The organism is Roseateles amylovorans (genome assembly GCF_025398155.2).
In the GTDB taxonomy this organism is placed as follows: Bacteria; Pseudomonadota; Gammaproteobacteria; order Burkholderiales; family Burkholderiaceae_C; genus Roseateles; species Roseateles amylovorans.
The window spans coordinates 3,341,068-3,361,553 of the sequence record NZ_CP104562.2 but is presented as its reverse complement, the minus strand read 5'-3'; the positions used below and the strand labels follow the sequence as shown (position 1 = coordinate 3,361,553).

The 20,486-nt window shown below is 65.3% G+C and carries 12 protein-coding genes and 3 pseudogenes; 5 read left to right on the top strand and 10 right to left on the bottom strand.

What is annotated here, in order from left to right; translation table 11 throughout:
• Positions 1-21: 21 nt before the first annotated feature.
• From N4261_RS14015 to N4261_RS13985, 7 genes are all read right to left on the bottom strand, one after another.
• Complete coding sequence (locus N4261_RS14015) at positions 22-1,014, bottom strand: catalase family peroxidase (protein WP_261755924.1); 993 nt, start codon at positions 1,012-1,014, stop codon at positions 22-24.
• Between the two features lie 251 nt (positions 1,015-1,265).
• Positions 1,266-4,610 carry a hypothetical protein gene (locus N4261_RS14010; protein WP_261755923.1) on the bottom strand — a complete coding sequence of 1,115 codons (3,345 nt, stop codon included), beginning with the start codon at positions 4,608-4,610 and terminating at the stop codon, positions 1,266-1,268.
• A 27-nt stretch (positions 4,611-4,637) separates the two neighbouring features.
• On the bottom strand, positions 4,638-8,039 hold the full coding sequence (locus tag N4261_RS14005) for a hypothetical protein (protein WP_261755922.1): 3,402 nt from the start codon (positions 8,037-8,039) through the stop codon (positions 4,638-4,640).
• Between the two features lie 104 nt (positions 8,040-8,143).
• Entirely contained in the window at positions 8,144-9,757 is a 1,614-nt protein-coding gene (locus tag N4261_RS14000; protein WP_261755921.1) for a hypothetical protein, read from the bottom strand.
• A gap of 410 nt (positions 9,758-10,167) precedes the next feature.
• The gene (locus N4261_RS13995) at positions 10,168-10,794 is read right to left on the bottom strand and encodes a hypothetical protein (RefSeq protein WP_261755920.1); all 627 of its coding nucleotides are present in this window, start codon (positions 10,792-10,794) and stop codon (positions 10,168-10,170) included.
• Positions 10,791-11,264, bottom strand: a complete 474-nt coding sequence (locus N4261_RS13990) for a DUF3592 domain-containing protein (protein WP_261755919.1) — start codon at positions 11,262-11,264, stop codon at positions 10,791-10,793. The genes N4261_RS13995 and N4261_RS13990 overlap by 4 nt, the downstream gene beginning before the upstream one ends.
• 30 nt (positions 11,265-11,294) lie before the next feature.
• Entirely contained in the window at positions 11,295-16,025 is a 4,731-nt protein-coding gene (locus tag N4261_RS13985) for a hypothetical protein (RefSeq protein ID WP_261755917.1), read from the bottom strand.
• A gap of 555 nt (positions 16,026-16,580) precedes the next feature.
• Here N4261_RS13985 and N4261_RS13980 point away from each other — a divergent pair.
• From N4261_RS13980 to N4261_RS13970, 3 genes and pseudogenes are all read left to right on the top strand, one after another.
• A pseudogene (locus N4261_RS13980) lies at positions 16,581-16,937 on the top strand (GntT/GntP/DsdX family permease); the annotation flags it as partial.
• 4 nt (positions 16,938-16,941) lie between these two features.
• Positions 16,942-17,109 (top strand): annotated as a pseudogene (locus tag N4261_RS13975) (integrase core domain-containing protein); the annotation flags it as partial.
• Between the two features lie 232 nt (positions 17,110-17,341).
• Positions 17,342-17,620, top strand: a complete 279-nt coding sequence (locus N4261_RS13970) for a hypothetical protein (RefSeq protein ID WP_261755916.1) — start codon at positions 17,342-17,344, stop codon at positions 17,618-17,620.
• Between the two features lie 738 nt (positions 17,621-18,358).
• Here N4261_RS13970 and N4261_RS13965 read toward each other — a convergent pair.
• The gene (locus N4261_RS13965) at positions 18,359-18,751 is read right to left on the bottom strand and encodes an SMI1/KNR4 family protein (protein WP_261755915.1); all 393 of its coding nucleotides are present in this window, start codon (positions 18,749-18,751) and stop codon (positions 18,359-18,361) included.
• Positions 18,752-18,948: 197 nt separating this feature from the next.
• Between N4261_RS13965 and N4261_RS26145 the strand changes: the two genes are divergently transcribed.
• Positions 18,949-19,293, top strand: coding sequence for a helix-turn-helix domain-containing protein (locus tag N4261_RS26145; RefSeq protein ID WP_354005363.1), 345 nt, complete (start codon positions 18,949-18,951; stop codon positions 19,291-19,293).
• Here the strand turns inward: N4261_RS26145 and N4261_RS13960 are convergent.
• Positions 19,279-19,659 (bottom strand): lysozyme inhibitor LprI family protein, encoded by a 381-nt coding sequence (locus N4261_RS13960; protein ID WP_261755914.1) that lies wholly within the window; start codon positions 19,657-19,659, stop codon positions 19,279-19,281. The two genes, N4261_RS26145 and N4261_RS13960, sit on opposite strands and share 15 nt — an antisense overlap.
• 120 nt (positions 19,660-19,779) lie before the next feature.
• Positions 19,780-19,908, bottom strand: a pseudogene (locus tag N4261_RS13955) (IS3 family transposase); the annotation flags it as partial.
• Between the two features lie 43 nt (positions 19,909-19,951).
• Between N4261_RS13955 and N4261_RS13950 the strand changes: the two are divergent.
• Positions 19,952-20,356 carry a hypothetical protein gene (locus N4261_RS13950; RefSeq protein ID WP_261755913.1) on the top strand — a complete coding sequence of 135 codons (405 nt, stop codon included), beginning with the start codon at positions 19,952-19,954 and terminating at the stop codon, positions 20,354-20,356.
• Positions 20,357-20,486 lie beyond the last annotated feature (130 nt).

Genomic DNA, 20,486 nt, shown 5'->3' with positions numbered 1-20,486 from the left:
CGCCACGCACGGCCAACTGCACTACTGCTTGGCCCCTTCCGTCAGTCGTCGGCCCAGCGATACCGCGTAGGGAGCCGCGCGAGCGGCGAGCATCGGATCGCGACCGGCCTCGACACCTTTCGGCAGCACGAGCGGGTTGTACATGATCGTCAAACACGCGCCCGTGGCGTCGGGAGCGACCGACTTGATCGTCAGCCGGCCCAGATTGACCTTCTTGCGGGCGTCGGGAAGAGGCTTCACGGCGCTGTCGAGTTCGTCGCCTGGCTCAGCCAGTTGCAGGTTGAAGTCAAAGGCCACAGTGCCTGCAGCCACTCGCTGGCGCAGCTCGTCAAACAGGAACTGGGCTCCCTTTGCCTTCGCCTCATCGTCAGTGAGGTTCTCAAGGCCTCCCACCGGCTCGAAAATCCATTTACCGAACTGCTTCTTGCCTTTGGCGTCCACGAAGCCGAAGGTGTGCACCCCCCAATAGTTCACCGCACCGTAGCTGGCAGGCACCGGTTGGCTGGCGAAGTACTTGCCCTGCAGCAGGACCTCCGGGTTGGCGTCAGCGAACGCCTTGACTTTCTCCGGGTTGGCCTTCTTGGTTTCGGGGTCAGGCTGAAGGGACTCCAGCCTGCCCAAGAACTGCTCCGGCGTGGCCGCTCCGAAGACCGGGGCTGAAATGTTGCCCATCTGCCAGACCTCGCCCTTTGGCAAGTCGAACTGCAGCGCCAAGTTGCGCTGGCCTCGGGTGTTGTCAGGCGCCATGGGGTTGCCACCGCCTACAGAGAAACGAACGATCACCGGCACGGGCTTGCCGCTGAACGCAGATGCCGTGCTCAGCACGCGACCCTGCTGGCTGCCCACAAACTCCGCCGTGGCGCAGACGCCCTTGGCGCCCGAGCGTCGGTATCCCTCGAACTTGCCACCGACGACTTCCTGAGCATCGACAAGCTTCGTTGGGTCGACTTGTGCAAAGGCGGAGCCACTGGTCGCGGCTGCGATCATGGTCAGCGCGAAGAGATGAGCATGCATTTGGGTGTCCTTGAAAGAGATTTTCAAAGCGAACGTGTGCGCCAGACTGCAATGAGCCGCTGGCATCCAGCGGCTCCCGCTGCTGCGCTCAACCATTCTGACGGCGGCGCGGTCACTCGCAAACCCTCGGAAGAGCGACAGCCGGCACCGGGAGGCGTTGAACGGCGACCTGACCCGTCAGACGCGGTCAGACGCGGTCAGGCAAGGCGAACGCGCGTGCGCACCGTTGACGGGAAACGTCGCGGGACATATCAGGCCGCGGCCCGCGCTCCCACCGGCGTCGCTTGGCGGTTGAGCTCGCCAAGCTGCCCTGCCAGCGCAGTCTGTTCCCGCCGAAGCGCCTCGGCGGCCTTGGCGGCCTGCCGGGCCAGCAACGAGACGGCATGCCCCATGGCGGCCGCGTCAGCCTGGGCTTGTACCGGGTTCTCCGTCTTCCGGACCGGCTGGTGCGCCTTGAAGCCGCCTTCAAGCCGCACCAGCAGATCGATACGCGCCCTGACCGCATCAAGCTGTGCCGTCAGCGCAGCGCCGAGCGCCTGCTGCTCGGCCTCGGGAATTGCCGGACGTTGCCCGTCCGGCGCGCGGTCACGCTCGGCTGTCAGCGCGGCCGACCACGCCTTGCGCGCCGCCTCCGTGCGCTGTGCGGGCGTGTCGTCGTCGCTCTGTGACTCGTACAGGGCGAGCCAGCCGTCGATATGACCGGTCTCGACCGGGCTCAGTTGTGCGTGGGTCTCGGCCTGGCGCTTCAGCCGCGCCCAGGACGCCAGATTCAGCGTCAGGTCACGCGGCATCCAGCCCGGCGCCTCGTCGAGTTCGCGGTACAGCTGGGGATCGTCCTCGTAGAACGACTCCAGATACGCGACCACCTTGTCCACGTTCGAATCCTCGTTGTTGAGCGACGCTTCGTTGAGGTCGCAGGCCTTCATCGCGTTCCGGGCCAAGGGGTCTTTCAGCTCCACCGCCCCCCAGGCCATCGAATACTTCGCCAGCGAGCCGTTCAGCGCGCGCGCCTGAAGGCCCAGCTTGCGGTTGCCAGGGTTGCGGAGCGCCCTGGCGATGACCTGCCAGGCGGCCTCCAGCGCCTCACGATCCCTGTGCTGCTCGATGATCGCCTGCATGGTGCTGCCCGCGGTGGCCACGGCAGAGACGATCGTGCCGGCCGGGCCCGCCGCTCCGCTCGCCCCGGCGAGTTCAGCCGCAGCCCAGAGTGCCTGAGCGGCGTGATGTGCCAGCTGGTCTCCCTGGTTCTTGACGAAGTTGCGCGACGACGAGGCGAGCGCACTCTGCGCCGCCTCGAAATCGTCCTGCAGCTGCATCCAGCGGTGGAGCTGCTGCGCGCGCAGGCCCGCGGCATGCAGGCTCGCCGCCAGCTTGATGCCGGCGCCCACGGCACCCAGCGCTGGAACGAACTTGGCCAGGAAAGCGGCGCCGCCTTCGGCGATCTGCTGCGCGAGTTGCCACACCAGTCGATCGCGCGCCATCTTGGCGATCAGCGCGTCGATGCTGGACGCCTCCGCGGCAGCCTCCTGAGCGCCAGACAAAGCCTTCAGCTCAGCCTGCGCCTCCGCCAGGATCCGGGCAGCCTCGTCCTCGTCGGCGCTGCGTCTTGCGTCGGCCCTCCTCTTGATGAGCTCGGACTGGGCTTTTTGCAAGGCCTGGCGACTCTGCTCCGCAGCAGCGCCGCCGGCAGCGGCCTTGAGTTCCAGCAGCAGGTCGGAGACCGCATTCGCTGCGGCCTCGGCGCCGATCTCGGCCGGCGTGTCGTCGTCCGCGGTGACGTCGGCATTGTCGGTCCCGCCGAGCAGATCCAGCGCCCCGCCATCCCCTTCTTCCCCGCCCTTCTCAATCTCCGCATCCTGACCGCCGTCCAGCTGAAAAACAACGTCGAGCTGCTGCTTCACACCGTTGACGAAGGCCTCAATGCCCTCTCCGTACTGCTTCTCGACAAAGAACTGATGGGTCTGCAGCCCGGTGGCCACCGCGTTCAGGCTCGCGGCCAGGCCGGAGCCCAGCCGGGACAAGGTGTCGTTGCCGGCCTGAGCGCAGGCGGTGGCGACGCCGCCACTGAGTTTCTTCAGCGCGGCGTCCACTTTGGGCGGATCGGTCATGAGGCACTGAAGCGCGGCAGGCGCTGAAGCCGCCGCCTGATAGCAGTTCGCGATCATCCCGGCTTGGTCTCGTGGCAACCCGGCCACCACCAGCGTCTTGTTCAACGAACCGGCGATGCCGCCGATCAGCTCGTTCAGCGCGCCCAGGAACTCGCCGCGCCGGGCAGCGATGGCGGTCTTCACCGTGAGCTCGGCAACCGTCGCACCCAGTTCGAAGAGGTCGCCGAGACGTTGCGTCTGCTCACCCAGCTGGGCCCTGATGGCTGCGGCCTCCTGCTCGGTTTTGCCCTGCGTCATCTTGATCTCGCGCAGCGCTTGGGCGGACTGCAAGGCCGTCTTCATCGCCTCGCCCAGACAGGCGGCGACGCCGGCATAGTCCTGGTCCTCCACCTTGCGTCGGATCTCCCGGGCCTGGGCCGCCGCCACGAAGGCGTCCGGCACGGCGCGCGCAGCCAGGCTCAGGCCGGTCTGGGTCGAGCCGTCGGTGGCCGACGCCGCAACGCCCAGCGCCTTGGCGCACACCTCGGCCAGCGCGGTGAGGGCGTCGTCCACGCCCTCCGCGCCACGGGCAAATGCCTGCCCGGCCGCGATCGACGCATGGCCCGCACCGAACGCGGCTTTCACGAGGTCCGTCGTCGGCTTGTCGACGCCGCATTGCGCCAGCACCGTCTGGGTGAGACTGCCCATCACGTCCAGACCGGCGGCCGAGGCGTCGGCATATTGCCGGTCCTTGACCTGGCCATAGACCTCGGTGCCCTGCCGCAGCACGGCGGCGCCGGTGGTCAGGATCGTGGTGGCGAGTTGGAATTCCTGCGAGCCCAACGCGAACTTTTCGATCATCTGGCCGCTCAGGTCCATCAGGTCCGCGGCACTGCCCAGCAGGTCGTCGCCCCGGCTGCCGGCGGGCGTCAACGCGTCCTGCGCCTTGCGGTTCTCCACCTCGTCCAGATAGCGCTGGCTGGTCGCGTCCAGCATCTGCTGCGTTTCGGAGTACATCGCCGGGATGTAGGTCTCCGGCAGGATGCGCTCGCGCATCAGCGGGGTCCAGAACTCCGCCTGGATCTCCTGCGGGCCGAACAGCGGCTCGTCAGCGTCGCCCAGCCTGAAGCGGGCGTTGCGCAGCCGCTCGTTCTCGTTGATCACCAGACCGGTGCCTCGCGCGATGGCGGCGGTGATCTCCGGTGAGAGCTGCAACTGGTCGGCCGTGAAGTCCTCGGCTTCGATCTCGTCGAGCTGGGTCTTGCGGTCGTTCAGCAGTTTCTGGCCCTTGAGCCGGCCCGTCTTGATCTCGGTGGACATGGCGGTCTGGAACTCGGCCTTGAAGCCTTGCAGCCGTTCGCGCACCTCGCTCAGCAGTGCGCGTTGCGCCAGGCGCTTTTTCTCGAAGTGTTCACCCTGGTCGACCAAGCTCGTGGTGCCCGGCTTGGCCGAGCCGTCGACGAGGCTCATGCCGGTGAACTGTTCAATCCAATCGGTTTCTTTGCTCATGATGCGGTGTCGTCCTTGGCGCCGGCGTCAATGGACACTACGGCGAATGTTGGCTTCCAGGCTGGTCAAGCGCTGGCTCAATCGGCGGGCCGCCTGATGCAGCTGGACCGAGATCGGGTTGACCCGCAGGCCGGTCAGCACCGGGTGGTCGATCAGCAGCGACTGCAGTCCGCGCACCTTCTCCAGCGCCTGCTCGCGGTCCGCGCGGCGGGTGCGAATCGCCGCCTTGCCGTCGCTCAGCAGCGCGGCGTGGCTGTCGAAGAGGGTCGCATCGAAGCGGGCAGCAAAACTGTCGGTGGCCTGCGTGATGCGGTCGAGCACCGCGGGCGGCAGGCCCGGCACCTTGGCCGACACCTGTCCGGGGAAGGCCTGGAGCGCATCGATCATCTGCCGCGCGGCGTCGCCGTACTGGCGTGCGTTCTGCGGCAGCGCCCGGCGGGCGCCGATGCCCGGACCGCTGGGATCCGCCACCACCTCCGCCGCGCGCTGCTCGCAGAGCTTGAGCCGGCGCAATGCCTCCGCGTGGTCGCCGACCTGGGCGGACGTCTGCGCCAGGGCGAGCAGGCGGTCGACCTCCTCCAACTGGCTGGGATCGCCGCCTGGCGCCTCCACGGCCGCCGCGGCGCGAGGTCGCTTCGTCGACCGGAAAACCTTCAGCGCCGCCGTCCACTGGGTCTGCAGCAATTGCTGGTTCTGCACCTCCAACAGCAGCGCCTTCTGCTTGGCCAGGGCTTCCTCGGGCCGCTGGATCGCCGTTTCCACATCGGCGCGCAGGCGATCGAGCGCACTCGAAGCGGTGTGGAGCCGGTCGGGCATCTCGGCCTGCTGCTTGACGTCCTCAAGACGTCGCTGCAGGTCGCGACAGTAGTCGGGCGCTCGTCCGTCCGACCGCATCACCTCGATGCGACGCTGCAGGATCGGGATCGACGCGTGGATGCCCTGGCGCTTGGCCTCGTGGAGCGTGGCCTCGGCAACGGCCTGCTCCAGGGCGGATTGGAGCGCGGCCAGTTCCTTCAGGCTGTCGGCGACATCCGTGGTGTACAGCGCGCCCTGCACGTCGGCCAGCCGCTTCTTCAACGACACCAGGGTGCTGGGCACGTTGGCCTGCAGACGCGCGTCCTGATCCTTCAGGCGCTTCTTGAGGTCCTCCAGCGCGTCGGTGACCGACTGGAACGGGTCCTTGCCGTCCAGCGACTGATTGCGCAACTCGCCCATGCGGACATCCAGCGCGTTGATCGCTGCTTCATTGCGTTTCGCGGCCTCCAGGTTGGGCGAACGGGCCATCACCGCGAGGTCGGCGAGTTCATCGCGCATCGCCTGGAACATGCCCTCGAACTTCTTGCCTTCGCCCCCGCTTTTGACCAGCTCGTTCCACTGTGCGTCGAGCTGCACCTCCATCGCCTGGCACTTGAGTGCCATCGCTTCCTTGCGGGCCGAGCACAAGGCCTGCGCCGTCGTCACTGCCGCGTCGATGGCGGCGGACGTCCGCTCGAGTGCCCTCACCCGCTCGCTCCAGGGCGTTCCGGCATCGTCACCGATCCGGTCGGCTTCATCCCTGAGCCGTCGCGCCTGCACCGGATCCAGCGATTCGAGCAGAGCCATGGCGTTCTCCAGGCTGCGACGCACGGCGTCGAAGCGGCCGCGTTCCTCGTCCTGACGTTGGGCGTCCCGGGCCTGTCGCACACCTTCGGGCGAGCCTGCCGCGACGGCCTGCTTCTCCAACTGGGCCAGCGCCAGCAAGGTGGTGCCAAGATCCAGCGCCGCATTGTTCGACGCGCTGACCCACTTTCCTGACCAGGCGGACTCGATGGCAACGAGCTGCCGCTCCAGGGGAGCCAGCATCCGGGCTGGTTCCACCTGGCCGGCGGTCAAGGTCTGCCCCAGCGTGTCGAACCTCGTCCGCAACCGCTTGAACTCACTCCGCGCTTTCATGTCGCCCGCCTCGCGCGCCTCTGAAAACGACAGGAACGCCTCCTTGGCGGACTGAAACCCGTCCAGCGTCTGCCTGGCACTCGCATGCAGATCAAGCAAGCCGGCCCACTCTCGCGCCTCGACCAGCGCTGCGGTCGACGCAAGGCGCGCGCTTTGCCGCGCGGCGGCGTCCCGCAGGTCCTGCGGCGCGGTGGGGTCGGCCGCCTGCGCATCCAGCTCAGCGAGCAGGTCCACCATCGAGGGCGCCACCGCTTGCCACTGGCGATGCAGGTCCTCGGTGTTCTGCCGCATCCGCTCCAGGTCCGTCGCCAAGCCGTCGGCTTGCGCCGCCCCTTGCGCTTGTCGCTTCTGCGCGTGCAGATTCCTGAGCGCCTGCAAGCGGTCGGTCAAGCCCAGGAGGTCGCTGGTCCGAGCCAGCGCGCGCAGGTCAGACAGGCCACGGTCGATCGCATCGATCTGTTTCACAAGCTGCGCGTTGTCCTGCTCGGCTGACTGGACCCTGGCAGTGATCGCGTTCACCACGTCCTTGACCGCCTGTCCGGCCGCCTCGTCCGCCGTCGGACCCGCCAGGTCTGCGATCGCGCGCCACAGGCGTGCCTCCAGCGGTTGCCATGCCAGGGGCTCGACGAGCGTCTTCAACTGTCCGATCGCTGCACGACCCTGTGCGGCCGCGGGGTGACCGGCGTCGATCTGCTTCAGTGCCTTGTCGCGCAACGCTTCACACGACGTGCGGGTGGGCAGGCCGGCCAGGGCTTGCCTGGCACCGATCCAGTCGTTCGCGGCTTGCAGGTTCCGGGCTTTGGCCAAGCCTTGCGTCAACTGCTGCGCTTCGGCGGACAGACCCACGCCCTCGGTGTTCACAAAGGCCAGCAGGTCCGAGACCTCCAAGATCTTCTGCTCGCAATCGGGCATCGCTGCGTGTTGTTCCTGGATGCGGGCCGCGGCATCCCGCTGGGCTTTGCGGGCGCTCTCCATCGCTGCAGCGAAGGGCTCGCCCAATGCGTCGACAGCGCTCGTCAGCGCGGCCTTGCTGTCCATCGCTGCGGCGAGCTTGCGGGCCTCGCGGATCGCCTGGGTCGGCTTATCGGCTTGCGCGCCCGGCAGCGTCTTGAAGATGTCCAGCGTGTTCTCGCAATCCTTCAATCGCCGGAGGTAGTCATCGCGCGCCTGGGCGAGCGGCAGCTCGACCTCGATGCGCGCCTTCAGCTCAGCCAGCCGCTTTGCCATCGACTCGAACGCCTGCTCGCGGTCCGTCTCGCCGTCCTTGCTGCCCTTGTTTTTGGCACGGTCGGCCAGAGTCTTCGACTCGCGGGCGAGGGCTTCGTATTCGGTCATGAACCGGTCCCGCACGGCGCCTTGCGAGGCGAGTCTGGACAGGGCCTTCAGCCCCTCGGAGAGGTCGTCCGTCGTCAACTTCATGGACAGACGGCGCAAGGAGACGCCCAGCAGCTCGCGCGCCTCCTGGCACCAGCTGTCCAGTTCCTTGATATTGCTCATTGGGTGGTTTCCCGAAGAATGTGGTGGAGTGTGCGGACCCTGGCGCTTAGGCGCTCTGGCGCTCTGGCGCTCTGGCGCTCTGGCCGTCGGGCCGTCTCAGGTCGTTAGGCCGCCAGGCCGTTTTCGATCTCGTCCATCGTGTCGAGCACCGCCCGCTTGAAGCGCGAACCATCCATGACGGGGGTCTTCAGCAGGTGGGCCATCACGCCGTCAGATTCGACGCGGCCGCGCAGGCCCTGCAGGGCACTCATGTCCCCGGCATTGAGCGCGTCGTCGAGCTGAGCTTGGACCTCATCGAGCAGGTCCCGCAGGTGGCTGTCGATCACCTCGGCCAGTTGCTTCGGATCCGGGTCGCCGCCCTCGGCGATCAGCGCTTGAGTCAGCGTTCGGAGCTCCGCCCTCAGTTCGGCCGGGATGCGCGCCCATCGTTCAAGCATGAATCGGCGCTGTTGGATGAGGCCCGGCCCGGCCTTTGCCGGGGCCCCTGCGGCGGAGGTCTCCGCACCCGCACCCGCACCCGGGCCGGTTCCGGTGCCAGCGGCGCGACGCGCGGCGAGCAGGCGCGTCAGCGCCTCGCCTTCGCTCAAGCGCTTGAGGACCCGCATCGCCCGCGCGTGGTCGCGACGGCCGGCGAGTTCGTCGACCATGTCCCAGGCCGTGGCGATCGCCCTGACCTGCTCGGCCAGCGCGGCCGGCACGCCGGGCGCTACGGCTTCGCGCACGCGGGGCTCGACCTGGGCGCGCAGCGCGTCGAAGGCCTGGACCGCCGGATCGCTGGCCGGGCCGATCGCCATCGCCTCGGCCTCGTCCAGCAGTGCGTTGGCGCTGTCGAAGGCTTTTGCGCGGGCCTGCAGACCGGCTTCGGCGAGCTTCCGCTTGAGGTCGGCGGCGGCGGGATGGCCGGCGGCCACCAGGTCCTTCAACCGGGCCGCCAAGATGCCCAGGCGCGCCGTGAAAGCGGCGGTGGCCTCATGGTGGACCACAGCCGCTTCGGGCAACCGGGTCGCCGCTCCGTCGTTCGGCATGGACGCAGGCATGGATGCAGGCATCGACGGCGAAGGCGCGACGTCCTGACCGTCCTCGTGAAGGTCGGTCGCATCGTCGCCGCGCACGCGGACCTGGATGCGCTGCTCGACCTGTTTCAACAGCGCCGCCGAGATCTTCCTCGCCAGACCGCCCGCGCTGGCCTGCAGCACGAAGGTCAAGGCGCCCTCTTCCCAGAGGCAGTCGCCCACTGCGAATCTGACGCCGCCGGACACGCCAAGGTGGTCGCCCAGCACCTTGCGCTGTGCCGCGGTGGCCTCGCGCCGGCTCACCAGCACCGCTGCCTCCTGTCCGGCGAGGGCGACAGTGGCCTTCATCGGCTCGCCCTGCTTCACCAGACGCAGCAGCGGGATCATTGCGGTCGTCAGCAGCGTGGGGCTGTCCTGCGCGTCCTCGGCGGCGGCGGACTCTCGGGCCTTTGCCGCCTGCGACTGGCGGGCCTTGCCTGCCGCCTTGCCGATCTCGTCGAGCTGGCGCCCAAGGTCCTTGTCCGCCTTATTGGCCTTGCGCAGCACATCGGCCTGCTTCTCCACCTCGTCGAGCGCGGCAAGCGCGTCCTCGGGCGTCTTGACCTTCTCCAGCGCGGCCAGCGCCTTGATGAAGGCGGCATCCTTGTAGTTTGCGGACTTGGCGAACTTCTTCCAGTCCGATTCGGTGAGGACCCGGTCGTTCATCGGGTCAGTCCTTGCGAGCGTGCATGCATGGGCGCGATGTCCTTGATCAACGGCGATGACGATCGGCCGTCATCCCACCGCACACCTACGGCAAGGACAGATCTCCGGATGCGCCCGGCACTGAAACTAAATGCAACAGCCGCTCAGCCGTTGCCATCGGGTGATCGCTTGGGCGCCTATTGCGGGCGCGGACAGCGCGCTGCTGACGGGCGCTGACCGGCGCTGCTAGCGAGCCCGGAAAGGGCGCGCTGACCGTCGGCATTCACGGCTCGGTCCAGGCAGAGGCTGCACGCGCTGCAGCGTCAGACATCCGTGGGCAAGGCGTCAGAAGGAACGGGGGGCGCGACGCCGTCAAGCCGCGGAGGCTTGCTGCATGTCACGGCGGAACTGACGGCCGCGCGGCGTCCAGATCAACGTGCCGGCTGCAGCGGGTCGGGTGGCAGCAGCGCATCCGACGGCACCTGGATGCGGCCCGGCGAGGTGCGCCAGTTCACCGCCACCGGGTCAGCTCGCAGCTCCTGGGTCAGGCGCCATTCATTGCCCTCTTTGACGACCACGACGGTCGCCTCGGTCGGCGTCGTGCCGTCCGCCGGACTCACCCGGTACTGCAGCAGCACATAACGGCCGTAGGTGACCCAGTGGGTCAGCTCCATCTTGTGACCGGCATAGGCACGCGCCCAGACGGCTTTCCAGACGTCCTTCGTGCGATTGCCCCGCTTGTCCGCTGCCTCCATGAGTTGGCGCGACGCCGCCGTCCACAGCATGAAGTTCCGGTCATAGTCGCCCGTGCGGATGTAGTTGAAGTGGGCCTTCAACAGCTTTTCCGGATGACTCAGATCGGGCTGTTCGCCAGTCCCAAACAGCGGCACCTCGATCGCCGGCTGGTATTCGTAGACCGTATAGGGATACACCGTCTCCACCACCATGCTTTTACGGTTGGGCGGGCTGGTCTTGCCCAACGGGACATCGGCGGCCCACAACGCACCGGCGCAACACAGCAATGCAGCACCGGACAGGATTCGAGGCATCAACTTCATACGGCGCTCCGCCATTTCTTGATTTGCGACCATGCGGCCGCCAGGCCGAACAATGATCCGATGAGGATGAAGACATAGCCAAAGCCCGCCTTCGGCTGGGCCGGCTCCAGCACGCTGTAGGCGGGCTCGCTGGCAGACACCCACGCCGTCACCGACGGACCTGCGGCCAGCGAGGCGACATACGCCTCACACTCTGCCGAGGTCGAGAAGGTCGCGTCAGCGCGCCGCGCATATCGCTGGCCGTGATACGTCCGGCCGCCAGCTTCATAGCGGTAGCTCAGTACCGGCTTGGCATAGTAGAGCGGCGTCTTGCCGGGCGACGTGGCCCGCTCGACCGGCTCACAACGCCCCTGCTCCAGGACCGCCGCCACCGGCTGCAGGTCGGTGGGACCCGCCGACCGACGCTGGGTGTCCATGACATACAGCAGGCCGGCGCCCACGAAGAAGCAACATCCCATCCAACGCCACATGGCCGCTCCCTGGATCAGTGGACTGGGCCGTCAGTTCGGCAGGAACGGCCGTACGTCCGCAGTGCTTCGCTTGGTCAACTCGAAGTTCCGCTTCGCCACGGTGATGCTGCCATTGCCCAGGATCACATCCAGTTGGAGGTAGAAGGTCAGCGTGGATTCGATGTCGAAGATCGGCCTGTTGGGCGTCGTGTTGCTCAGGATCTTGCCCGCCGCTTCGATGCCGCCAAAACCTTCCACGGCCACGGTTGGCGTGCCGGAGCCCGTGCCCGGCGGCTTGAACCGCAGGCCAACCTCGCCGGCTGCGCTGACCTGGCCGGTCAGCCCGTATTGAACGGTCGAATCGTAGTCCAGCGGGCAATGATCGTCAGCGAAGGTGCCAGCACCCTGTCCACCCACCTTCAACCGAATGAACGCGTTCACACCAAAGGTATCCAGGATCCTGCCTGGGGGCGAGGCCTTGAGGATCTCCGCATCGACCATGCCCTCGACACCGAAGGCCAACTGGGCAGTGTGCTTCTCTCGCTTCTTCTGTCGGACCTCACAGCACGCGCCTTCGGTGCTGCTCTCCACCTTGATCTGGACATCCACTCGGCCGTCCACGCCCAGCACCTCTTTCAACAGCACTTCAAGCAGGCCGGACGGGCCCCAGCCCTTCGGATTGAAACCCAGACCGCGTGTGATCGGAGGCCACGGACCGCCTGCCGTCGCATCGAACACGCAGCAGGGTCCATTGCCACCCGGATTGGCCTTCTGGCACTCCTGGCATTTGGGCGTGGCGCACTTGTCAGGGTCGTACTGACACAGACCGCCCCAGCCCGCCTTGGTGATGCCGGAGCCGGCATCGGTCACCATCACCGCACCGTCTTCGCTGACGGTGGCACGGCCCATCGGCACATACTGCCCCAGGTCATGGTCCCATTGCACGATCGGCAGGTTATCGCCGGCGGGCTTGGCGCTGGCATTGGGCAAGGTCACCTCGATCGGCGGATCGAAGCGGGTGCCGGCGGGCTGGATGGTCCAGGCCGGGATGCCGAAGGTGGCGCCACCGGCGGGCGGTGCCATCGGGAGACGGTCGGCGGTGACCGGGCTGACCACCAAGGTGCCGACATGGGAGCCATCCGGGAAGGTCACGCTGTTGGCCTTGACCTTCATCTGGAAGCCCTCGATGCCGGGGATCTTCAGGATCACATCCTGGTTGCCACCCACGACCTTGGCTTCGCTGGTCAGCAGCGGCGGCAGATACACCGGGTGCGGCAGCTGATTGTCCTGACCCTTCACCACATAGGCTTCGAAGTGCAGGCTGGGCCATTGCTGACGCGACGGATCATTGGTCGGATTGACGGTGCGGCCGTCGATGAACAGGTCCACCCGGCCCGCGGGCACGTCGCGCAGCTCGAAGGCGCCGTTGTCGTCGGTGGTGCTGGACAAGGCGGTCCGCGCAATGCTCACCCGCACGCCGGGCAACGGCTGCCCCTTGTCGGTGTAGACATAACCCGCGAAGTTGGCCGGTCCGTCGACCGCCTGCTTGGCCTGCACCTGGAAGCTGGCTTCGCCGGTGAGGTCAGCCGGCACATCGGGATTGCCGCCTTCACGCATGACCGCACGCGCGACCACGCGCACCAGGCCCGGCTGGGTGCCGATCCACGGGCGCACGGCCGTCAGGCCGTTCTTGTCGGTGGTCATCACGATGCGACGACCGTTGTCCCGGGCGATCGCACCCGGGGTGTCGGCGAAGTAGGCATCGCCCTCCTCCACCGAAAACACGACTTGCACGCCAGGCAGCACGTTGTCGCTGCGGTCACGCACCACCACACTCATCAGTTCCAGCGGCTGCGCGCCGGTCTGGCCGAATTGGTGGATGCCCAAGTCGGCATTGACCAGGGCCACCGCGCCACGCTCGCTGGTGGCGACAAAGGTGACCGGCTCCACCAGCGAGGGATGGCTTGCCTGCACCACGTTGGCGCCCGGGCCGGCCACCTTGCCGAGCTTGAACCACACCTGCGCACGGCCGAACGCATCGGTCTGCACCGTCAGATTGCGGGACGGCGTCGCGCCGTTGCTCGTGGTGTCCACGGCCTCGGTCAGGCTGATGCTGCCGGTGCCCCGGGTGACATCGAACTTGACCGGCAGATTGGCCACCGGCTCGCCGGCCGCGTTCAGGGCCACCACGCTCAACGGCTTGGGCAACTGCGTGTCGATCGGTCCCCGTTGATGGTTGCCGCCGACTGGCGTCAGACGGGACGACCCCACCGCGATGCGGTTGATGCGGATTTCCTGGCTGCGTGCGTTGCCGAACTGGTCGCGGGCGGTGACGATCACCACGTTCTCACCGACGACCAAGGGCACATCGGCCAGCACGAAGTAACGGTCCGCCACCTGCGCGGGCTTCACGCCCGCGGGCTCCGCCCCATTGACCCACACGCTGACGATCGGCTCCGGCGCACCCGTGAAGCCCTCCACCGCATCGTTGACGATGCCGCGCACATCCACCTTCGCGGCACTGGTCACCGAGCCGTTCAGCGGCGCTTCGATGGACAGGATCGGGGCCGTCTGGTCGACGCTCACCGTGATCGCGGCGCTGCTGGTGCGACCCTTCAGATCCACCGCCACCACGGTGATCATGTTGGTGCCCTCGCGCAGGAAGAAGCGCGGGAAGCTGAATTCCGTGCCGTTGCTGTTGAGCACCGCCTGCTGCTGGTTCACGGTCACCGATTGGACCGGCTTGCTCAGACGTCCGGTGATGTCCACCGGGCGCTCGACGTTGCCGGTCAGATCGATCGGGCTGCTGCTCAGCGCGCGTCCCAGCATGGCCTTGTCGGCCGGGCTGGTGATGGTGATACGTGCCGGGGCGTCATAGCTCACCTGCACGCTGGCGCTGCGGGTTTCGCCATCCTCGAAGGTGGCGACCACCTGCAGTGTGTTGATGCCATCCACCAGGTCAACCGGCAGCGTGAAACGCAGGCCCGACTCGATCACCTCGGAACTCAGTTCCATGGGACGGCCAGCGACGGTCATGCTCACCGGCTTGGTCCGATTCGATGACGCTTGCGCGGTCACCTGGACCACCGGCTCGGTCACCGACTGGGCACCCGGGCTGACGATGCTCACCTCGTAGCGGGTCACCGGTTGCACCTCGAAGCCCCAGGTCTGGCTGGTCGCCGCATTGGCCCGGTTGGCCACTTGCAGCAGTACCGTGTAGGGGCCTTCCGGCAGCGGCTGCGCCGGGGTGTAGCGGATGCCGGTGTCGGTGATGGTCGCCTTGGCGGTCACATCCTCGTCATTCAGGCTCAGGTAGATCGACGCCCGGTCGATGCCCTGGCGCGTGTCAACGAAATCCGCTGCAATCGTCGGACGGCTGCCAGCCGGCAGCACCTTCTCCAACGGGCTCACCACGGTGACCACGGGCGCCTGGGCGGTGCCGAAACGCCATTCGTCGATGGTCTCGTTCCCGGCCCGGTCGACGACCGTCAGACGCAGCTGATGGCTGGCGTCCGGCAGCGCCGTCGGCACCATGTAGACGATGGCCGAATCGCTGACGCTCGACTGCGCGGTCACATCGGTGCCGTTGAAAAGCAGGCGCACATTGCTGGCGTCAATGCCGGCACCGATGTCGGTATAGGTGGCGCGAATGGTCGGCGTGGCGCCGGCGGGCAGGAAGATGTCCCAAGGCGTCTTGTGGGTGACCACCGGCGCGCTGCGCGTGATGAAGCTGCCGGTGCGGCTGCTGACGTTGCCGGACGGGTCTTTCAGCGTGACCGTCCAGGTATGCGCGCCTTCGGTCAGCGCCGCCGCGACGGTGGCGCTGAAACCATTGCCACTGATCTGGGCGGTCACCGGCTGGCCATCCAAGCGCACGGAAAGGGAAGAAGGATCGATGCCGGCCGGCGTGGCGGTCCATTGGCCGCTCAGCGTCGGCAGCGCGTCGGCCGCCAGGACTTCGCCTTCAGCCGGCGTGGTCAGCGTGAGCGCCGGGCCGGACGTCAGCACGCTGAAGCTCCAGGTCGCCGAGGCTTCATTGCCGGCGGTGTCGCGCACCTTCAGCCCCACGGTGTGCGCGCCCTGCGCCAGGTCGGCAGTCGGGACGTAGCGGATGCCGGTGGCGGTGACGGCCGCGCCGGTCACCACCTGGCCATCGACACTCAGCACGGCGCTGGCCGGATTGACCGCGCCGCCCGCATCCGCGTAGCTGGCCGAGATCACCGGACGCGCCGAGGCCACGTTGCCGACCGGCAGCGTGGCACTGATCACCGGCGCGGTGACGTCCGTGACCGGCTGCAGTTGCCATGCCAGCACGGCATTGAGCTTGGTCACGTACCAGGTGTTGATGACCACGTCCCCGAGGTCCAGCATCAGCGGCGCGAAGCCGGCGCGGGCATCGTCGGGGTCGGTGCCGGGCACGTCGTAGGTCATGCGACCGTTGCGGATCGACTTGGGATCCAGCCGCCGGTCGAAGAACTGGCCGGCGCGCAGGGTGAAGGTGTCGCCGCTGACCGCGAGCTGCCGCGCCTTGATCGCCGGGAAGCTCACCTCGGCATCGGTCGCCACGACCGAACTCCGCCGGCTGGTCGCCACGCCTTGCGCGCCCAGCACATCAGCGCCGGCATTGCGGATCTGAAGCCGGTAGACATAGTCGTGCTGCCCGGTCGAACTGCCGGCCACCGGTGTCTTGCTCACCAGTTGGACGTCCACCACCAGGAATTGCGATGGTGTCGTGGCGGCCATGGCCGTTCCCACGCCCACGATCCAGCTGAAAACAGCCATGCACAGCCACGCCGCGGCCAGCGCTGCGCGCCCGAATCCCTGCCTCATAGACCTCCCCTACAGGCGCCCTCTCGTCGTAGCGCGCCCTACCCCTTGAGCCGACTTGTGCGATCGAAGCCATTGCGGATTGCCAACCGCCCAAACAAGTCGTTGGTTTGCCGATATGCAAACGGAGCGCAATGTAACTTAACGATCTCGGCCGACCGAAATGACTTTCGTAACGCCAGGTGGCGGCTTGTCGCCTTTTTACGATTCGCACACATGAACGCGGGATAGGACCTTTCGCCGAAGGGGCATGCTGCGGTGACGTGCTGCGGGACGACCGGCCCCTCCCCGATTCAAACCGACGAGCCTGACGCCCCCTCGCTTGACGCCTCAGATGTTGATCTGGGGCCGAAGACGCGGTGTGGGCCCTTGGTCTGTCGACCAGACTGCGCGCAGCACACTCCTCGCCCTTCTCCCGGCCCTGCCCTGCTAACGTCATGGCGCCCTCGGTCAGTCGCCCTTGCTGCCTGACGGAGGACATCGCTTCAACAACGACGGAGAAAGGCGACCATGAGCCTTGAGGACATCCAACTGCTGGTCATCGCCTTGGTCAGCGTGCTTGGCCTGGTGGCGCTGATCGTGACCAAGCCGAGACTGCATCCGCTGGTCGCGCTGCTGCTCGTGTCGATCGCCGTGGGGCTGGCCACTGGCATACCCTTGAACAAGTTGGTCTCGGCCATCTCCGGAGGTGCCGGCAAGACGCTGGGCGCGGTAGGGCTGGTGGTGGCGCTGGGGGCGATGCTCGGCAAGCTGCTGGCGGACTCGGGGGTCACCACCAGCCTGGCCGACGCCATCGTGAGCCGGTCTTCCTACAAGGTCTTGCCCTGGACCATGGCGGGCGTGGCCTTCGTCATCGGCATCCCGATGCCGCATGGACCTGGCGGACGCTCAAACGGTGATGGCGCAGTTGCCCGCAGCGTTCGAGCACTTCAACGAGGTGCACCCGCACTCGAGTCTACGAATGAGGTCGCCTCGAGAGTTCAGACGTGAATTGAAAGACCAACAGCGCCTGGGAGTTCAGGCGCTGAATTGCGAATAGCCAGTGTCCGGTTGTGCGGGGGCAAGATCTCACACCCGAGGGTGAGATGTTCGAATTGCAGTTCCACACGCCGACAAGCTTCAAGATGAAGGACGTTATCAATCACGCAGCAGCGAGTCTTGCCAAGGACAGACCACGCATGGACAGATTTGCGAAACCAGATGATTGAGAACTCCGCAAGCGTTCCAGTTCCTCGAGACGCGTTGTCGATCAAGAAGCCTAAGTGAAGCCCATGAGTGAATACAAATACTACGTCGTAGATTACGCCACAGGCGTACCGCGCGAGGTCTATCGCAGTGACAAAGTTGCGGCGGCAGACTTCGGCACCGGTGGGCTATGGCGGGCGAGAAAGGACGGGGAGTGGTCGGATGCTGAAGCGGAGGTTAAGCCGCTGTTGAATCTGTGGATGAAGGGCGACTTCGATCCAGAGGATGACGAAATTAGCGAGGATCTGGCCACCGCTTATCTCAACGAATGGCGCACATCTGGCCGTTGGCCCGGTCGCGAGTAGAGCTGGGCCCGTGGAGGCCGGGTCCCGGGGAAGCCGGGGTCAGATACCGTCCTGCAATGCAACACTGCACTGAACAGCTGAATAGCTGCTAAGGGAAGAAGACCAACCCCAAGGGCCGCTGACGCGGGCCTTGTTGTATCTGGCTTCTGAAGCTCACCGCCGTGAGCGTCCAGCCGGCCCGTCTTGACGATCTGCGTCCTTCCGGTCGATTAAGCCATGTGGCTATTCGTGGCGCTGAGTATGCGAACGCGCTGAACTACTACCTCTCCAACGGGCAGGTGCGGCTGCGGGGTGCCGAGCTCAATGGCTAGGTCAATGTGGGCAGCGGGACGCGCGTGACCGCGAGTGCGGCGTACACGACGGGCACTTACCGCCGCACAGCCATACCTCTATGACGAATGTCGTGCCCGGAAACGGGCGCAGCATTGGAGATGGGCTGCGCAACTTGAATAACGGAGCCTGTGCTGACTTCGAGCGAGAGGTGACGCGACTCGCGAAGGATCCTTCAAACTCAGTGTAAGTGAGGATCGTGCCGGGTTATGCGGAAGGCAATATGCTCCGGCGCCCGCGACAGCGTCAATATCGTCCGAATGTCACCGGCGCCACTCGCATACAGGTTCGAGGTCGCCCGGGCCCCGATCCCGGAGGCGTGCGCTGATCCCGCCGCAGGCTCGCACCGGATGCCCTGATCGGGTTCACTCGATTGGGAGCAGGAGCGTTGGGGTCAATGACCCCAACCTACCGGGCTCGAAGCGAGCAGCTATCTGATAGCCAAATTGACAAGGTCTGACTTATTAGTTCGAACTCGTCAGGATCCATGCTTCCTTGGTCAACGAGAAATACACCTGCCTTTTCTCGGGCGATCAAAATCGATCTTCCACCGCTGTCATCACCGATGGCTATATAGCCCGGAGAATAGCGATCTACCTCGAACGTTGAGTTCCTCTCGAACAGTTCCGACGATGAATAAATAAATACTCCATTCTCCAGAGTGAATCCGTTCGCCATTTGAAGCAGCACTTTGTGCTCACTTGGGATGGTGTAACCGAGTTGCTGCTCGAGAGCGATTAACTCATTCGAATCGGCGCCGCGATTTAATTGACCAACTCGGGCTAATTGAGTGATTTTCATTTAAACGCTCCGAGAGAGTCAAAATACTTGTGGCTATCCTTGATGGCCTTCTTCGCGACACTTTCACACCAGCATTAAGCATCAGTTTGTAACTTCAGTTGAATTCCTGATCAATTGAAATCCCCCATGGGCACTTCCTGAAACGGCCCGCTCAAGATTGAAGTGCGACACCCCGCATATTGTAAGGTGTCGCGAAAATGGGAACTCACTACTCGCACTTGAGCCAGACGGATCGCGTCGCGATTCAGTTGCTGCTCCAAGCCGGATGTAGCCGACGTCAGATTCCGGACAAGCTCGGCTTCAGTCCCTCCACCATCCGTCGCGAAGTCATTCGCGGCAAGTCTTCTCCGACGGCTCTTGCCAGCAGCTATCGGGCTGCCCCGGCCCAGTGCCGCAGTGTTGAGCGACGTGCAGCGGCGGGTACCGCGCGGCGAAGGCTTGGCCTCGATCTCAAGACGCCTCTTTGGCGGACCGTGCTCGGTGCACTGGACAGTCTCAAATCTGAAGAGCAACATCCGCGAGTGCCCTCACTTTGTTTTTAGCTTCGCCCCAAAGCAAGCGAAGGGTTGCCCCAGTTCTTGCAGACGAGCTGTCCGTAACTCGGTTTCACGGTTCTCGCAGCGCGCCGCTTCTCCATGTCGAGCGGAACCGTCGTAGAAAGCGGTCTCATGGACTCGACAGTTGTGTTCGACTTGCTTGCGCCATATTTTCTCGCCTTCATCGAAAGCCTCAAGCTCTGCCTTGATTTGAGCTGCAGGCGCATCCTCGAGCCGATCTCGAACACACTTCTTCAGCTGTTCAGTTTTGTTGATGCGACTCTTGTCAAGCGAAAGTTGCCGCTTATGAAGACACTCTAAGGCAGTGTCATCGGGAAGCGAGTTGCATATTCCTTGTGCCGTTGCGAACAAGGGGGGAATTAGCAAAAAGATACATAGCCAACGCATGTAAATTAAACCCTAGGATTGATCAATTTCATGTTGTGAACGTCCAGGTATTGAACTGACCCCCAGAAGTTGGCCGGTTGGGCCCTAGGCCTTCCTGGCCCGCAGCAGGTACTGTACCGGGCCCAACCCGTTGAGCTTTATGCGCTGATGGTTGTAGTAGCGAATGTAGCGGCGCAGCCCGGACTTCAACGCTGCGATATCAACGAATTTGTTGCAAATGACCCACAGTATTACTTCATCCCATGAGGATGTAGCGATGACAGACAACCAAGAAAAGTACCTTATCGCACGGGTGGACATACCTGCCGTCGAAGCATTGGAGCTCGTCGCCGACCGGCTGAGTCAGTTGACCGGGTTTGTCTTTAAGGAAGAGGCGACAGGTCGCTATGACGAGGTCCCCGCGTTTATTGCCGAGCAAAACGAAGTTGAGTTCATCTTGTTTGGAGTTCCTGAGGGGGAGTCGGGTAGCTATGAGCTGAAGTTCCGATGTGAAACGGACCGATCCATTGAGGCGATGCTGACGCGTGACGCGGAAGGGTTCTTGCGCCAATTTGTCAGCGACAAGAGCGGCGCGTTCATGGACTACTCCGACACGCTCGCACAAGCACTTATCCGGCACGGGATTCAGGGATGTAGGCCGATTCAACCGGCAGGGGCGTAAAATGGTGACGTGAATCAACCTGGGTTTCGCGGAGGCCATTTGGCTTAAGTCAGGCCATCACGGCGGTGGCCTGATTGGCGAGTTGCCGATAGTAGTTTGCCTCGGCCTCAGCGGGCGGAATTTACGCCGA

Excerpts from the sequence above, each read along its gene's own strand:
- N4261_RS13990 (WP_261755919.1), bottom strand. The coding sequence starts at position 11,264 with ATGTGGCGTTGGATGGGATGTTGCTTCTTCGTGGGCGCCGGCCTGCTG.
- N4261_RS14005 (WP_261755922.1), bottom strand. The coding sequence starts at position 8,039 with ATGAGCAATATCAAGGAACTGGACAGCTGGTGCCAGGAGGCGCGCGAG.
- N4261_RS13985 (WP_261755917.1), bottom strand. The coding sequence starts at position 16,025 with ATGGCTGTTTTCAGCTGGATCGTGGGCGTGGGAACGGCCATGGCCGCC.
- N4261_RS14000 (WP_261755921.1), bottom strand. The coding sequence starts at position 9,757 with ATGAACGACCGGGTCCTCACCGAATCGGACTGGAAGAAGTTCGCCAAG.
- N4261_RS26145 (WP_354005363.1), top strand. The coding sequence starts at position 18,949 with ATGGGAACTCACTACTCGCACTTGAGCCAGACGGATCGCGTCGCGATT.
- N4261_RS13950 (WP_261755913.1), top strand. The coding sequence starts at position 19,952 with ATGACAGACAACCAAGAAAAGTACCTTATCGCACGGGTGGACATACCT.
- N4261_RS13995 (WP_261755920.1), bottom strand. The coding sequence starts at position 10,794 with ATGAAGTTGATGCCTCGAATCCTGTCCGGTGCTGCATTGCTGTGTTGC.
- N4261_RS13965 (WP_261755915.1), bottom strand. The coding sequence starts at position 18,751 with ATGAAAATCACTCAATTAGCCCGAGTTGGTCAATTAAATCGCGGCGCC.
- N4261_RS13970 (WP_261755916.1), top strand. The coding sequence starts at position 17,342 with ATGAGTGAATACAAATACTACGTCGTAGATTACGCCACAGGCGTACCG.
- N4261_RS14015 (WP_261755924.1), bottom strand. The coding sequence starts at position 1,014 with ATGCATGCTCATCTCTTCGCGCTGACCATGATCGCAGCCGCGACCAGT.
- N4261_RS14010 (WP_261755923.1), bottom strand. The coding sequence starts at position 4,610 with ATGAGCAAAGAAACCGATTGGATTGAACAGTTCACCGGCATGAGCCTC.